Below are 15,360 nucleotides of genomic sequence, written 5' to 3'. Positions count from 1 at the left end.
GTCTCAGGCCGAGGCGGGCGCTGGCCGCGACGCCCAGTGGGCGTCGACGTACGCCGCGAAGGTGGTGTAGTCGATGCCAGTCCGCGCCGAGAGCGCCGGCACGTCGACGTCGTACCCTTGGTCGTTGAACCACTGGTACATGTCGGCTAGTTCGTCACCGGCGTCGGCGCGGTAGTCGTCAACGTCGAGGTGAACCGCGGCGACGTCGTGGCCGAGTGCGTCGGCGAACGCGGCGGCGAACCCCTCCAGGGTCAGTTCGTCCCCCGCGAGTTCGACTGTCTCGCCCGCCCACCGGATCGGGTCGTCGAACGCCGTCGCGACCAGCCGTCCGATGTCCGCGACGTCGACGACGGCGAGTGAGACGTCCTCGGCCAGCGGCATGGCGAGGGTTCCCCTCTCGATGTCGTCCGCCTGCCACTCGAAGTTCTGCATGAAGAACACCGGCCGGACGAACGTCCACTCGAGCCCCGAGGCGGTGATGTACTCCTCGACCGCTCGCTTGGACTCGAAGTGTGCGAGCGGGGCGCGGTCCGCCCCCGCGACCGACGAGTAGACGAGGTACTCGACGTCGGCGGCGACACAGGCGTCGACCATCCGCGTGCCCTGTCGGGTCTCCATCTCGGGGCCCTCCTCGAAGAACGTCGTGACGAGGAAGACGTAGTCCATCCCCTCGACGGCCGCGTCGAGCGACGCGCGGTCGTTCATGTTCGCCTCGACCACCTGGACGCCCCGCTTGGCGAGCGCCGCGGCGGCGTCACTGTCGGCATCGCGCGTCATCCCGTACAGCTCGTACTCGGCCGTTGCGTCCGAGCGAAGCGCGTCGACGACTGCACCACCCTGTTGACCCGTCGCACCGGTGACGAGCACCTTCTTCTGTGCCATGGGGAGAGGACGCGTTCTCAGCGCATAAACCGACAGTGAACCGTGATATCAGCCGGATACGCGGGGTGCGGATAGTCACTCACCGGTGAACGTCCCACAATGTTCATATCTGTTGCTCCCGTCAGGTCAGATATGAACAAACACTTCCGAGACGCCTGGTACTACCTGGGTCGAGCCACTGACCACCTCCGCATCGGACTCGCGGAGGAACTCGCCCCCGTCGAGGCGGCCGCGCGCGAACGGTTCGGGTGGGAGGAGACCGACGACGAGAGCGACGAACCCCGCACGCGACTCGACCGCGTGAAGACCGAGTTCCGGCGCGTCGACACCGAACCCGTGCGAAAGGCGCGCGAGCGCATCGGCCAGTATCGCGGTCGCCCACCGGCGGAGTAAGTAACCCTTAAGTCCCGCGGCCGGATACCGACTCCTGTACGGGTTGGTGGTCTAGCCCGGTTATGACGGCTCCTTCACACGGAGCAGGCCGGCGGTTCGAATCCGCCCCAACCCACTTCTGCCGAGCATCACACCGCGAGAGACCTCCGTGTCTCTCGCACTCGTGCGAGGCTGTGTGGTGGACGGTGGATTCGAACCAGACGAGTCGCGCGCAGCGAACGGCGTGAGCGAGCACGTCTCGGCGTGGTTCCGAATCCGCCACCCATGCCACTATCTATATAATATTCAAACCGATAAAACATCTGAATAGCAATATATAGGTATCTTTCGAAGGGCACACCCTCACAAGGTGTCACGACCTCTCGTATATTTTTTTTACAACCTCCACAGAGCGGGCCAGTCCCATCTGGACCATCGCAGCCTCGTGACCCGCTTACGCATGGCTCCGGATATGGTGAGCGTTCAGCACGGATTCGAACTGCTTCACCCATCGGTCGGAAACCGCTGGAGTACGGAGGTAAAAACTCAGGTCGAAACCCGGGACCATATATTACACCTACCCAAGGGTCGACCGCCGTATAGATATGGTAGCTGACTTGTGCGTTCTTATCAACGCGTCCAGTTGCGCGGGAAACTAAATCACCAACTGGAAATCCTGGCTCACACATAATCCACTGATAGCACAGAGAGACATCACTACCTCTGGTGTCTATATATGTGATATGGTCGATAGGTCGGTCATCGTCTTCAAACGATGGCGTTTGGAGACCGTCCAATGTTCTCGGAATAGAGCGTACTATATTCCCGGAGAAGAACCCGGTGAAATCCCTGATTGGCGGCCCATAACAAATTGGCCTTACATCCAGAGGTCCCGACCGATACGGCTTATGATGAACATACCCATCATTGTGATATGTGATTTTGGTCGAAGGGTCTCCACTGATTGTGTCACAGGTTCCATAGACGTATTCGTTATCAGGGTCACAACGAATGAACGCGACTGTTCGGGTATAGTCCCCATCAGTTGCGACAATCCGAACGCGATGCTGAGTCACGACTTACTATCTCAAATGTCGTTAACTGTTTAAAATACTATTTCTGGGTTTGATAAAATAAGCCAAGCTGATTGGTCACCTACTCGTAATTAGCTCAGCTCAATCTATTCGCCCCCGAATCTCACGAGTCGACATCGTGGGGAGCCACTCTACCGCCGAAGCTTCCCGAACAGTTCGTAGTCTTCCTCGGGGCTGTACCGCCGAAAGAGCAGGCTGTTCGCCAACACCGACACGCTCGAGAAGGCCATCGCCCCGGCGGCGAGCACCGGCTGGAGCAGGCCCAGCGAGGCCAGCGGAATCATCGCCGTGTTGTACCCGAGCGCCCACACGAGGTTCTGTTTGATCTTCGCGAGCGTCGCGTCCGAGATTCGAATGGCCTTCACCACGTCGAGCGGGTCGTCGCGCATCAGCGTGACGTCGGCGGCCTCGATGGCGACGTCGGTCCCGCTCCCGATGGCCGTGCCGACGTAGGCGACCGCGAGCGCGGGGGCGTCGTTGACGCCGTCACCGACCATCATCGCCTTGCGTCCCTCGGCCTGGATGGCCTCGACGGCGTCGGACTTGTCCTCGGGGAGGACCCCCGCGCGGACGTTCTCGGGGTCGATGCCGACCCGTTCGGCGACGGCGCGGGCGGTCCGCTCGTTGTCGCCCGTGAGCATCATCACGTCCACGCCGCGTTCGCGGAGGGCGCTCACGGCCTCCTTCGCGCTCTCTTTGACCGTGTCGGCGTCGGCGACCACGCCCAGGAGTTCGCCCGCGCTCGCGTCAGCGGACGCGCTCGCGTCGGCAGGCACGCGGCCGACGAGCATCGCCGTCTTCCCCTCCCTTTCGAGTCGCTCCATCGTCTCCGCCGCGGGGTCGGGGTCGATGCCGTTGTCGCGGAGTAGCTTCCGGTTGCCGACGAGCACCTCGTCTCCATCGACGGTCGCCCGGACGCCGTGACCCGGGACGTTCTCGAAGCGGTCGGGTTCGGGCACGTCGATGCCGCGCGCTCGCGCTCCGTCGACGATCGCCCGGGCGAGCGGGTGTTCGCTCCCGCGCTCGGCGCTGGCCGCGAGGCGGAGGACCGTCTCCTCGGTGAGTCGGTCGGGTTCGGCGAGCGCGCCCCCGTCGGTGACCGGGCGCTTCTCGTCGAAGGCGACGACGTCGGTCAACTCCATCTCGCCCTTCGTGAGCGTCCCCGTCTTGTCGAAGACGACGGTGTCGACGTCCTTCGCGCGCTCGAGGACGTCACCGCCTTTGAACAGGACGCCGTGCTGTGCGCCGAGGGTGGTACCGACCATCGTCGCCGCCGGCGTCGCCAGCCCCAACGCGCAGGGGCAGGCGATGAGCACGGCCGACGCGAAGACGATGACGGCGAACTCGAAGACCGAGACGCTCCCGCCGGCGACGGCAGGGCCGCCCGCGACCAGCCCCCACAGCGGGAGCCACTCGACGACGCCGGCGAGCGTCGCGGGGAACAGATACCAGACGAGCCCCCACAGCAGGGCGTTCGCGATGACCGCGGGGACGAAGTACGCCGAGATGCGGTCGGCGAGGTTCTGGATGTCGGGTTGGCGCGACTGCGCTTCCTTGACAGTCTGGACGATCTGTTGCAGCGCGGTGTCCGACCCGACCTTCGTCGCCTCGACGACGAGGACGCCGTTCTCGTTGATGGTCGAGCCGACGACCTCGTCGCCCTCGCGCTTCTCGACGGGGACCGACTCGCCGGTGACCATCGACTCGTCGACTGCGGACTGCCCGTCGACGACGACCCCGTCCGTCGGAATCTGCTCGCCGGGGCGCACCTTCATCCGGTCGCCGACCGCGACGTCCTCCAGTGGGACCTCGCGTTCGTTGCCCTCGTCATCGACGAGGGTCGCCGTCTCGGCCTCCATCTCCAGCAGCTTCCGGAGCGCCTCGCCGGCCTGGCCCTTCGAGCGGGCCTCGAGGTAGTTGCCGAGCGTGATGAACACGAGGATGAGCGCCGCCGTGTCGAAGTAGAGGCTCCCGGCGATGGCCCCACCGAGCACGGCGACGGAGTAGAGGTACGCCGTCGTCGACCCCAGCGCGATGAGGACGTCCATGTTGGCGCGGCCGTTCTTCACGAGCGCCTTGTAGGAGTTCCTGTAGAACGGCCAGCCGAGGACCACCTGCACCGGCGTGGCGAGCAGGAACTGGACCCAGCCGAACTCGACGCCGAAGACCCGGTCGGGGAGGACGCTCCCACCCAGCAGGAGCTTCTCGACGATGAAAAAGAGCAGGGGGGTAGCGAGCGCCGCGCCGAACAGCGTCAGGCGCAGCTGACGCCGAATCTCGGCCTGGCGGGCGGCGTCGCGGGCGTCGGTCCCCGAGTCACCGTCACCGTCGCCGTCCGCTCCGTCCTCCCTGACGGGTGTGTAGCCCGCGTCCTCGATGGCGTCGTAGAGGGTCGAACGGTTCACCTCCGCCGGATTGACGCGGACCTGCGCCTCGTCGGTCGCGTAGTTGACGTCCGCGTCGACGACCCCCGGCGTCCCCGCGAGTGCCTCCTGCACCGTCTCCGAGCAGTTCGCACACGACATATCCGTGATGGCGACCGTCACCGACTCCGTGACGGGGTGGTATCCGGCCTCCTCGATGGCTTCGAAGATCCGCCCGAGCGAGACGACCGCCGGGTCGTACTCGACGGTCCCCTCGTCGGTGGCGAAGTTGACGTTCACCTCCGACACGCCGTCGAGGGCACCGACGGCGTCGGCGATGCTCTGCGAACAGTTCGCACAGCTCATCCCCTGGATGTCGATCTGGCTTCGATGCTGGCTCATTACTGGCTAGTACGGGCCCCTTATTCAACGGGGTTTCTCTTTCGTTCGTTCGGTGAGAGAACGCCCGAACCTTCGAACCCAAAGTCGGATTCGACTCCGGCTCCGTTCGGTGGCGTGACGTGACAGCCGAACGCGTCCGAGCACGCGTCCAGCGAACCGGGGGCTCGACGTCGAGACGGACGGTCTCTCGGTGAGGCGATAGCGGCGTCGACGGGAACGCGCGAGCGCGATACTGACCTGAACAGTCGGTTTATATGTCGTTCGAGTCCCAACGATGGCTAACCGAGGTGCGAGTGGGGACGAGTGCGCCACCGGACCAGCCAACCATGTGTCGAGAACTAAACCGCGAACCCGCCTGGGTCGCCGCCATCAGACTCGCGTACCTCCGGGGGTGGGTCGACGTCGAGAGCGTCGTCGAGGAAGCGAACCTCATCTCGGGGCGCGAGCGAACCGTCGCCGACGTGCTCGAGACCATGTGCAGGCGGGGGCTCCTCCGTGAGGGACCGCAGTTCGACGCCACGGGCCGGTACCTCGTCGGACCCAGCCTCCAGCGGTCGGCGCCGTCGCCGGCCGCGGTCAAACAGCTCGCTCGACACGGCGTCCACCAGTGGGTGCGACCGGCGGACGACTAGCCGAACCGGTCGAGGTCTGCCCGGGTGTCGACGTCGCGACGGACGCCTGCGTCACCCGTCTCGACCAGCGCCGACCCTGTGCCAGCGGTGAGGATTCGCCGGCCACCCCGGTCGCCCGAGACGCCGGCGAGCGCGTCGAAGTGCTGGCGGTCGAAGAAGACCGGGTTCCCGCGCTCGCCCTCGTAGGCGGCCGCGAGCGCGGTCCACGACTCCGTTCGGTAGACGTCGACGAGCGCTCGCACGCTCTCGGGCGCGACGGCGGGCATATCACCGAGCGCGAACACGACGGCGTCGACGTCGGGGTCGAGCGCCTCGACTCCCCGCCGGACCGACGTCGCCTGCCCCTCGTCGTACTGGGGGTTCTCCACGACCGTGAACGGAAGCCCCGAAAGCGCCGCGGTCACCCGGTCGCGCTGGTAGCCGACGACGGCGACGAGCGGAGCGAGGCCGGCCTCGACGAGCGTCTCGGCCGCGTGACGGACCAGCGGCGTTCCCTCGTAGGTCGCGAGGAGTTTGTTCGCGTCGCCGAAGCGTGAACTCGTCCCCGCAGCGAGGAGGACGCCGGCCACACGTGGCGCGCACTCGTCAGCACCCACGGCCGCCGGCGGATGGACGAGCGGCAGTCGCTCCGAACGGGACTCCCCGGCGTCGCTCATCGCTCGACGACGTCGTAGGGGACGACCTCGACCGACGTCCCCGCCTCGATGCCGCTGTCGGTCACGACGAACCCGTCGGCACGAGTCGCCCGCGTACTGGAAGAGAGGACGCTCGGGTCGAACGTCTCGTCGTACACCGTGAGGGGCGAGTCGACGTGGCCGAGCGGGAGGGCCTCGTCGTCCCCCGAGAGCGTCACCGGGACGACGTAGTCGAAGCCCTCGACGCCGATGTCGAACCCGCGCGAGAGCGTCGCCGTCACCGTCGGCCGCCGCGTCTCGCCGACGAAGAAGGGCCGGGCGACGAGGGTCGTGACGGCGTGGGCACCGACGGGTTTCCCCGGGATGGCGAAGGCGACGGCGTCACCGAAGTCGGCGACGGCGATTGGTTTGCCCGGGCGGATGCGGACCCGGTGGAACAGCACGTCGCCGAGTTCTGCGAGCGCCCGGATGGCGTAATCCTTCTTGCCGACGCTCGTCCCGCCGGTGGTGACGACGACGTCGTACCCGTCGGCCAACTCGCTGACTCGGTCCCGGACCGTCTCGTAGTCGTCGGGGACCGACCCCTCGTAGGTCGCCTCGTGACCCCACGCGCGCACGAGCGCGGCGAGCATCGGCGAGTCGAGGTCGGTGTGTCGGCCCTCGTGTATCTCGGTCCCAGTCGCGAGTAACGCGACCGAGAGGCGCTCGTGCACCTCGACGGACTCGTGTCCGAGGTCGCGGAGCAGGATTGTATCCTTCGCGGAGAGCCGCTCGCCCGCAGTGAAGAGGGTCTCGCCCGCAGAGACGTTGCTCCCGCGGCGATAGACGTACGTCCACGGTGAGAGCGTCGGGCCGTCGAGGTACTCCTCACCCCCTTCTTCGGTGACCGTCGCCTCCTCACGTTTGAGGACCGCGTTCGCGCCCGCGGGGAGCGGTGCGCCCGTCGCGATTCGAACGGCCTCGCGCTCACCGATGTCGGACGGCTCGTCCTCGGGGAAGACGGCGGAGTCGCGGAGGCGGAGCGGGTACTCCTCGGTCGCGTCGAACGCGAAGCCGTCCATCGTCGCGTGCGAGTGCGGCGGCTGGTCGGCGTCGGCGACGACGTCGGTGGCGAGCGTGCGACCGCCGCACTCGGCGAGCGGGACCGTCTCCGTCGGGCGCGTCGCGAGCGTCGACCGGCGGAGCGCGTGGACCCGGCGGGCCGCCTCGGGGATGGACAGCATCACGTCGTACGGTTCGGACGACTCGTGCGCGTCGTCGGTGTCCTGTGTCACGCCCCTCGGGTTGGCGATGGGGGTTGTTAAATCCTCTCACGCGGACGGTGAGCGAGGTGCCGAGTCACGCGTCCGCGCCGGTCGGACGCTCGATTGCGGCCGCGACAGCCTCGAGCGTCGCCCGCAGGTCCGCGTCAGAGACGTCCGCCTCGCGAATCGCGTAGTGGACGAGCATCACCATCTCGCCGTCCGGTGCGGAGGCCCCGCGGTGGTCCGTCCGGTCGACCGGGAACGGGCCCGCCGCCAGCGCCGCTCGCACGCGCGATTCGTCGGTCTCGGGGACCCTGAGTTGGATACCGAGCCGGCGGGCGGGCGGTGCCCACACGATGCCGCTGCGGTTGAACGCGGTCACGAGGCTGTCGTCACCCAGCCGCGCCGCGGTCGACGGGTGGAAGAAGTCGACGACGCACTGGCCGCCGGCCCGCGTCTCCCGGGGACGGACGAGGCGGTCGCCGACCAGTTCGTCGACGAGGTCGAAGAAGGGAGCACAGTCCATGACTCGTCCCTACGCGGGGTGTGGTATAATACCACGTGGGGGCGACGTTCGCGGCCACGACAACGTTGAATACGACCCCTCTCTATGCAAATGCTAGGTGAACTCTATGGGAATGCTAGCGGACACCAAGGTCTCGGAGAAGAATCTCACGACCATCCCCAAGCCGGTCCGGAACTTCCTCGACGTGGGCGAGGGTGACCGTGTCGAGTGGCACGTCGAGGACGGGCACGTCATCGTGCGCAAAGCCGGCCCCTCGGCCGCCGACTGACCCGGCGAACCGGTGTCTTCCCCGCCTCGTTCCACGTTCTGTCGGCGAGACACCCCCGACACAGTCCCGAGACGACGTGTGTTCCCTCCGTTCTTCAGTAACGTTTATGCAATTGGGTGAGAGTCACTCGCACGAGTCTTAGCACTCGCATAGGGGCTAGTACAAAAATGGAGTTCAGTGGTGAATTCGAGCTGGAAGGTGTATCGCCGGAGGACGCGTGGATCGTTCTCTCGGACCCAATCGCAGTACGCGACGCCCTCAAGGGGTGTCGCTACATCACGCGTATCGAAGACGACGATTTCAACTTCGACGATTACGAGCCCGAGGAGGACATCGAGACACTCCCGGACGCGAACCCGGACGTCGTCGCGGAGCGCGCGTTCGTCGAGGGTGGTGTCTACGCCGCGCTGATGCAGGTCGGCGTCGGTAGCGTCAAGCCGCGATTCGAGACGCGCGTCACCATCGAGGAGCGCACGTTCCCGAAGATGGTCGCGACGGGCGGCGGCGACGCCTCGAACAGTAGTTTCGAGATGGAGTCGTGGATGGACATCCAGGAGACAGAGACCGGTTCGGTCGTCAAGTGGGGGACCGAGGCGGACGTCTCCGGGCGCATCGCCCAACTCGGCGGGCGGGTGATGAACCCCGTCGCCGACAAGATCGTCTCGAACTTCTTCAAGAACATCCAGAAGCAGATGACCGGCTTCGAAGAGAGCGAGAAGTCGAGCGGCATCCGCGACCGACTCAGCGGACTTCTCTGAACCACACCGATCATGAAAGCAGCCCAATTCGAACACCACGAACCGACGACACTCGACGAGGCGGTGAGCCTCCTCGGCAGCCTGGACGAACCGGCCATCCTCGCGGGCGGACAGAGCCTCATTCCGATGATGCGTTTCCGCCTCGCCCGTCCGGAGACCGTCATCGACCTGAACCGCATCGCTGACCTCGACTTCTTAGAAGAGTCGGACGGGCACCTCCGCATCGGCGCGCTCTGTCGACACGTCGATATCGAGGAGTCCGACCTCATCGCCGAGACGTACGGGAGCTTCTTCGACGCCGCCCCGCTGGTCGCGGACCCGCAGATTCGCAACCGCGGAACCGTCGTCGGCAGTGTTGCCCAGTCCGACCCGAAGGGTGACTGGGGCACGGTCCTCCTCGCACACGACGGCGAAGTCGTCGCCAACGGACCCGACGGCGAACGGACCATCCCTGCGGACGAGTTCTTCCTCCTCCCGTACGACAACATGCTCGACGAGACGGAACTCATCACGGAGCTTCGCGTCCCCGTCCCCACCGAGAACGAGGGGAGCGCCTACCACAAGCTGAAGCGCAAGGTCGGCGACTACGCGATGGTCGGGGTCGCCGCCCGCGTCGTCCTCGAAGACGGCGTCATCACCGACGCCGGCGTCGCGCTCACGGCCGTCGACATCACCAACATCGGCGTCCCGGACGCCGAGGAGATTCTCGTCGACGAGACGCCCTCTGGTGACCTGTTCAAACGGGCGGGCGAGGCCGCGGCGGAGACGGCTCACCCCGAGTCAGACGAACACGGGAGCGCCGACTACAAGGAGAACATGACCCGGGTACTGACCCAGAGAGCCCTCGCGTCCGCCGTGGAGCGTGCGAGATAACATGAGCAAGAAGGACATCACCATCACCGTCAACGGCACCGAACGGGAACTGAGCGTCGAGCCCCGGCGGCTCCTGGTCCACGCCATCCGCGAGGACCTCGACCTCACCGGCACACACATCGGCTGCGACACGGGCAACTGTGGCGCCTGCACCGTCTACAAGGACGGCGAGGCCGTCAAGTCGTGTCTCATGTTCGCCGTCCAGGCGGACGGCAGTGACATGACCACCGTCGAGGGCATGGACAAACTCCCCGAGGCGGGGATGGGTCGTTCCGACGACCTCCACCCGATTCAGGAGGGCTTCCACCAGATGCACGGCCTCCAGTGCGGCTACTGCACCCCCGGGATGATCATGGCGGGGAAGGCGCTGCTCGACAAGAACTTGGACCCGACGGAGGCCGAGATCAGAGAGAACATCAGCGGCAACCTCTGTCGCTGCACCGGCTATCAGAACATCGTCAAGTCCATCCAGTACGCGGCGGACGTGCTCAACGACCGCGAACCCCCAGAGTCGCCCGTCGAACACCCCGGCGACCAGGAGGCCGCCGCGGACGGCGGTGTCGAGTTCGACTGTGGCGCTGGCTGTGGCTGTGACGTCGACGTCGGAGGTGACGACCGATGAGCAGCGAGACCGAGAAACCCGACGCGAAGTACCGTCACGACGAGGACGGCGGGCCAGACCCCGAATCGACGTGCGGCCACGGACGTGGCGGCATGGGCGAGGAGGTAAAGCGCAAGGAGGACCGCCGCTTCATCACGGGGCACGGCAACTACGTCGACGACATCAAGAAGGACGGGATGCTCCACTGTGAGGTCGTCCGGAGCCCGCACGCCCACGCACGTATCAACTCCATCAACAAGGACCGGGCACTGGACGTCGACGGCGTCGTCGCCGTCCTCACGGCCGAGGACCTCGCCGCGCACGACCTGGCGACGATGCCGACGCTCATGGACGACACCCAAGACGTCCTCGTGAGCGACAAGGTGAAGTTCCAGTCGCAGGAGGTCGCGGCCGTCATCGCCACGGACCGCTACATCGCGAAGGACGGCGCGGAGAAGGTCGAGGTCGACTACGAGACGCTCGACGCCGTCGTCGACGCGAAGAAGGCGCTCGAACCCGACGCACCCCTCGTTCGGGACGAACTCGAGGGGCAAGAGTCGAACCACATCTTCGACTGGGAGGCGGGCGACGAGGCGGCGACGGAGCAGGCGTTCGAGGAGGCGGACGTCACCGTCGAACAGAGCATGAACTACCAGCGCATCCACCCCGCGCCCATCGAGACGTGCGGGTGTGTCGCCGACTGGGACACGGCCAACGAGAAGATGACCGTTCACCTCACCTCGCAGGCCCCCCACGCCCACCGGACCCTCTTCTCGATGGTGTCGGGCATCCCCGAACACAAGGTGCGAATCATCAGCCCCGACGTCGGCGGCGGCTTCGGCAACAAGGTGCCCATCTACCCCGGCTACGTCATCGCCGCGGCGGCGTCGTACGTTCTCGGCCAGCCGGTGAAGTGGATGGAAGAGCGCTCGGAGAACATTCAAACCACTCACTTCGCCCGCGACTACGACATGACCGGCCGCATCGCGGCCACGTCCGACGGAGTCATCACGGGCGTCGACGTGGACGTCCTCGCTAATCACGGCGCGTACAACGCGGTGGCACAGCCGTCGAAGTTCCCGGCGGGCTTCTTCAAGATATTCACCGGGTCGTACGACATCCCGGCGGCGTACAGCAGCTTAGAGGCCGTGTACACGAACACGGCACCCGGTGGTGTCGCGTACCGGTGTTCGTTCCGCGTCACGGAGGCGGTCTACCTCATCGAGCGACTCGTCGACATCCTGGCGGACGAACTCGACATGGACCCGGCGGAACTCCGGCGGAAGAACTTCATCCCGAAGGAGGCGTTCCCGTACGAGTCGACGACCGGGTGGACGTACGATTCGGGCGACTACGAGCGCGCGCTGGACAAAGCGCTCGAGAGCGTCGATTACGACGGGCTGCGCGAGGAACAACAGCGCCGCATCGACGCGGACGACGACCGGTTGTTGGGAATCGGCCTCTCGACGTTCACCGAGATCGTCGGTGCCGGCCCCGGCAAGCAGTGTGACATCGCCGGTGTCGAGATGTTCGACTCCGCCGAGATTCGCGTCCACCCGACCGGGAACGCCACGGTTCGGATCGGCGTCCAGACGCAGGGGCAGGGCCACGAGACGACGTTCGCTCAGATCGTCGCCGAGGAACTCGGCCTCGACGTCGCGGACATCTCCGTCGAACACGGCGACACGGACACCGACCCCTACGGGTTGGGCACGTACGCGTCCCGGTCGACGCCCGTCGGCGGGGCCGCGACGGCCGTCGCCGCCCGCAAGGTGCGGGAGAAGGCGAAGAACATCGCCGCGAACGAACTCGAGGTCGCCGAAGAGGACGTCGTCTGGGACCGCTCCACCGGAACGTTCCAGGTCAAGGGCGCGCCCGACCGCGCCGTGACGATGAAGGAGGTCGCCGCCGCCTCGTACATGAACTCCCCGGCGACCGAAGAACCCGGCCTCGAAGCCGTCGACTACTACGACCCGCCGAACATGACGTTCCCGTTCGGGGCGTACGTCTGCGTGGTCGAGGTCGACCGCGAGACCGGCGAGGTCGACATCCGGCAGTTCTACGCGCTCGACGACTGCGGCAACCGCATCAACCCGATGGTCATCGAGGGGCAGATTCACGGCGGCCTCGCACAGGGCATCGCCACCGCGATGCTCGAGGAGGTCACCTTCGACGACAACGGCAACGTCACGGCAGGTGACTTCATGAACTACCTCCTCCCGACGTCGATGGAGATTCCCCACATGGACACCGACTACACGGTGACGCCGTCGCCACACCACCCCATCGGCGCGAAGGGTGTCGGTGAATCCCCCACGGTGGGGTCGCCGCCGGCCATCGTCAACGCAGTGGTCGACGCGATGAAGCACGCGGGTGTGAAGCACGTCGACATGCCCATGACGCCCGACCGCGTCTGGTCCGTGATGAACGAGGCGGGACTGACACTCGACCCGGCCGAACGCTTCGACTTCGACGCCGGCGAGACGCCCGCCGACGACTGAACGCGTCCGGGGTGTCGGGGGGTCCCGACATCCGCGACGCGACGAACACATCGACGCCACCAACCACCAGCCGCCAACCACCAGCCACCAGATGACAGACGACACCGACGCAGAGACCGAAACGGACGAGGGCGGCTACGCGCGGGACGCCGCCGCCTCCCCGGAGACCGTCGACAGAGTCGCACGCCAGTACACCGAACAGGGTCGCCCGTTCGCGCGGGTGACCGTCGTCCGCCGCGAGCCGCCGGTGTCCGCGCACGTCGGCGACCGCGCCGTCGTCACGCCCGACGGGGAACTCCTGGGGTGGATCGGTGGCGTCGCCTGCGCCCAGTCGGTCGCTATCCGCGAGGCTCGGTCGGCGCTGGAGACGGGCGAGCCGAAGCTCGTCGGCATCGCGCCCGACCCCGCGTCGGTCGACAGGCCCGGGCTGGAGGCGTTCCCGATGGCCTGTCACAGCCAGGGGACGCTCGAACTGTTCATCGAGCCGGTGACGTCGCCGGCGCGACTCGTCGTCGTCGGCGACTCACCCATCGCGCGTGCCGTCGTTCGCCTCGCGAGCGAACTCTCGTTCGAGGTGACGGCCGTCGTCCCGGCGGGGAGCGACCTCCCCGGTGCCGACACCACCCACACCGCGACCGACGACGTCGACGCCCTCGCCGCGGAACTCCGCGGGGCGACCTGGGTCGTCGCCGCGTCGATGGGTGCGACCGACGACGTCGCCGTCGAGGCGGCCCTGGCCTCGGCCGTCCCGTACGTCGGTCTCGTCGCCAGCCGCCGCCGCGCGGACGAACTCTGTGAGCGCGTCGCCGACCGGACCGGACGCGACGTCGACGCGGTCCGCGCCGCCGTCACCTCGCCCGCGGGGCTCGACATCGGTGCACGAACGCCCGAAGAGGTCGGTGTGAGCGTCCTCGCGGAGCTCGTCGCCGTCCGGCGTGACGGTGCGGTTGCCGACGTCTCGCAGGGCACTGCCTCGGCTGTCGACGCCGACGCCTCGGCCACCGTCGCGAACGGGGCGGTCGGAGGCGAGACGGGCGACGCGGGCGACGAGGACGACGGCGAGGTGGACGCGACGGTCGCCACCGACCCCGTCTGCGGGATGGACGTCGTCGTCGGCGAGGCGGCGGCGACCGCCACCCACGAGGGGACGACCTACCACTTCTGCGGCGTCGGCTGTCAGGAGGCGTTCGTCGACGACCCCGCGCGGTTCCTGGAGCGTGTCGAACCATGACCGGGCCCGACGTCTCGTCCGTGACCGAGGACGACCTCCGCGAGCGGTTCGAGGCGGCCGACTACGTCGCCGACGACACGCTCGTGACGACGGTCTACCTCTCGCTCCGGCTGGGCAAGCCACTCCTCATCGAGGGAGAGCCCGGGTCGGGCAAGACCGAACTCGGGAAGGTGCTCGCCGAGAGCTTCGAGACGGAGCTCATCCGCCTGCAGTGTTACGAGGGGCTCGCCGCGGAGAACACCCTCTACGAGTGGAACTACACCAAACAGCTCCTGGCGGTGCAGTCGGGCGACAGCGCCGACGCCGGCGTCTTCTCCGAGGAGTACCTGTTCGAGCGGCCGCTCCTGCGGGCGCTCACCCACGAGGGAGAGGCACCCCCGGTCCTGCTCATCGACGAGGTCGACCGCGCCGACGAGGAGTTCGAGGCGTTCCTCCTGGAGGTGCTCTCGGACTTCCAGGTCACCATCCCCGAGTTCGGCACCGTCACGGCGGAGACACCACCCATCGTCATCATCACCTCCAACCGCACGCGCGGACTCTCGGACGCGCTCAAGCGGCGGTGTCTGTACCTCCACGTCGACGCCCCCTCCTACGAGACGGAGCGAGAAATCGTCCGGCGGAAGGTCCCGCAACTGGACGCGACCGTCGCCGCCGAGGTGTGCGCCATCGTCGCCGAACTCCGCGAGAACGCGTTTCTCAAGCGGCCCGGCGTCGCCGAGACGCTCGACTGGGCGCGGGCGGTGGCCGAGCTGCGGGCCCCCGGCGACGACTCCGACATCAGCGCCGCGGAGATCGAACGCACCATCGGAACCCTCCTCAAGGAGGTCGAAGACGTCCAGCGGGTGGATTCGACCCTGCTGGAGCGACTGGAGCGAGCGGCGCGGGAGGCGCGTGAGGCGACCGACGGGGACGAGACGCCCACCGCGGGCACAGAGAGCCCCGTCGAACCGTCGGCCGACGGCACGTCCGACCGCTGAG

General features: G+C 67.0%; 14 protein-coding genes and 1 tRNA gene. 10 read left to right on the top strand and 5 right to left on the bottom strand.

The features are described 5' to 3' along the window. Nucleotides 1-3: 3 nt before the first annotated feature. The gene (locus E6N53_RS10525; protein WP_142859087.1) at nucleotides 4-882 is read right to left on the bottom strand and encodes an NmrA/HSCARG family protein; all 879 of its coding nucleotides are present in this window, start codon (nucleotides 880-882) and stop codon (nucleotides 4-6) included. Between the two features lie 132 nt (nucleotides 883-1,014). On the opposite strand from E6N53_RS10525, the gene E6N53_RS10520 reads away from it, so the two are divergent. Beyond that, the gene (locus tag E6N53_RS10520; RefSeq protein WP_136590302.1) at nucleotides 1,015-1,275 is read left to right on the top strand and encodes a DUF7553 family protein; all 261 of its coding nucleotides are present in this window, start codon (nucleotides 1,015-1,017) and stop codon (nucleotides 1,273-1,275) included. A 40-nt stretch (nucleotides 1,276-1,315) separates the two neighbouring features. After that, nucleotides 1,316-1,390 (top strand) — tRNA-Val (locus E6N53_RS10515). A 1,089-nt stretch (nucleotides 1,391-2,479) separates the two neighbouring features. On the opposite strand, the gene E6N53_RS10510 is transcribed toward E6N53_RS10515, so the two are convergent. Beyond that, complete coding sequence (locus tag E6N53_RS10510) at nucleotides 2,480-5,113, bottom strand: heavy metal translocating P-type ATPase (protein WP_142859085.1); 2,634 nt, start codon at nucleotides 5,111-5,113, stop codon at nucleotides 2,480-2,482. A gap of 326 nt (nucleotides 5,114-5,439) precedes the next feature. Between E6N53_RS10510 and E6N53_RS10505 the strand changes: the two genes are divergently transcribed. Continuing rightward, nucleotides 5,440-5,745, top strand: coding sequence for a hypothetical protein (locus tag E6N53_RS10505; protein WP_136590298.1), 306 nt, complete (start codon nucleotides 5,440-5,442; stop codon nucleotides 5,743-5,745). Here E6N53_RS10505 and E6N53_RS10500 read toward each other — a convergent pair. The 3 genes from E6N53_RS10500 to E6N53_RS10490 form a co-directional block, all read right to left on the bottom strand. Then, nucleotides 5,742-6,401, bottom strand: coding sequence for a nucleotidyltransferase family protein (locus E6N53_RS10500; protein ID WP_142859083.1), 660 nt, complete (start codon nucleotides 6,399-6,401; stop codon nucleotides 5,742-5,744). The two genes, E6N53_RS10505 and E6N53_RS10500, sit on opposite strands and share 4 nt — an antisense overlap. Then, nucleotides 6,398-7,603, bottom strand: coding sequence for a molybdopterin molybdotransferase MoeA (locus E6N53_RS10495; RefSeq protein ID WP_142859640.1), 1,206 nt, complete (start codon nucleotides 7,601-7,603; stop codon nucleotides 6,398-6,400). The genes E6N53_RS10500 and E6N53_RS10495 overlap by 4 nt, the downstream gene beginning before the upstream one ends. 115 nt (nucleotides 7,604-7,718) lie before the next feature. Further along, nucleotides 7,719-8,150: a hypothetical protein gene (locus E6N53_RS10490; protein ID WP_142859081.1), complete on the bottom strand. Its 432-nt coding sequence runs from the start codon at nucleotides 8,148-8,150 to the stop codon at nucleotides 7,719-7,721. A gap of 106 nt (nucleotides 8,151-8,256) precedes the next feature. Between E6N53_RS10490 and E6N53_RS10485 the strand changes: the two genes are divergently transcribed. The 7 genes from E6N53_RS10485 to E6N53_RS10455 all read left to right on the top strand — a co-directional run bounded on the left by E6N53_RS10485 (nucleotide 8,257) and on the right by E6N53_RS10455 (nucleotide 15,359). Continuing rightward, entirely contained in the window at nucleotides 8,257-8,418 is a 162-nt protein-coding gene (locus E6N53_RS10485; protein ID WP_136601732.1) for an AbrB/MazE/SpoVT family DNA-binding domain-containing protein, read from the top strand. Between the two features lie 167 nt (nucleotides 8,419-8,585). After that, entirely contained in the window at nucleotides 8,586-9,176 is a 591-nt protein-coding gene (locus E6N53_RS10480; protein WP_142859079.1) for an SRPBCC family protein, read from the top strand. Between the two features lie 12 nt (nucleotides 9,177-9,188). Continuing rightward, a complete protein-coding gene (locus E6N53_RS10475; RefSeq protein ID WP_142859077.1) occupies nucleotides 9,189-10,049 on the top strand; it encodes an FAD binding domain-containing protein in 861 nt (286 codons plus the stop codon). A gap of 1 nt (nucleotide 10,050) precedes the next feature. Further along, the gene (locus tag E6N53_RS10470) at nucleotides 10,051-10,671 is read left to right on the top strand and encodes a (2Fe-2S)-binding protein (RefSeq protein ID WP_142859075.1); all 621 of its coding nucleotides are present in this window, start codon (nucleotides 10,051-10,053) and stop codon (nucleotides 10,669-10,671) included. After that, nucleotides 10,668-13,151: an aerobic carbon-monoxide dehydrogenase large subunit gene (locus tag E6N53_RS10465; RefSeq protein ID WP_142859073.1), complete on the top strand. Its 2,484-nt coding sequence runs from the start codon at nucleotides 10,668-10,670 to the stop codon at nucleotides 13,149-13,151. Before E6N53_RS10470 ends, E6N53_RS10465 begins: the two co-directional genes overlap by 4 nt. Before the next feature lie 91 nt (nucleotides 13,152-13,242). Then, entirely contained in the window at nucleotides 13,243-14,382 is a 1,140-nt protein-coding gene (locus tag E6N53_RS10460; RefSeq protein ID WP_142859071.1) for an XdhC family protein, read from the top strand. Further along, the gene (locus E6N53_RS10455) at nucleotides 14,379-15,359 is read left to right on the top strand and encodes an AAA family ATPase (protein WP_142859069.1); all 981 of its coding nucleotides are present in this window, start codon (nucleotides 14,379-14,381) and stop codon (nucleotides 15,357-15,359) included. Before E6N53_RS10460 ends, E6N53_RS10455 begins: the two co-directional genes overlap by 4 nt. Nucleotide 15,360 lies beyond the last annotated feature (1 nt).

This window comes from Salinigranum halophilum, assembly GCF_007004735.1.
GTDB lineage: Archaea > Halobacteriota > Halobacteria > Halobacteriales > Haloferacaceae > Salinigranum > Salinigranum halophilum.
Note: the sequence above shows the minus strand (reverse complement) of the source record. Positions and strands in the feature narration are given on the sequence as shown.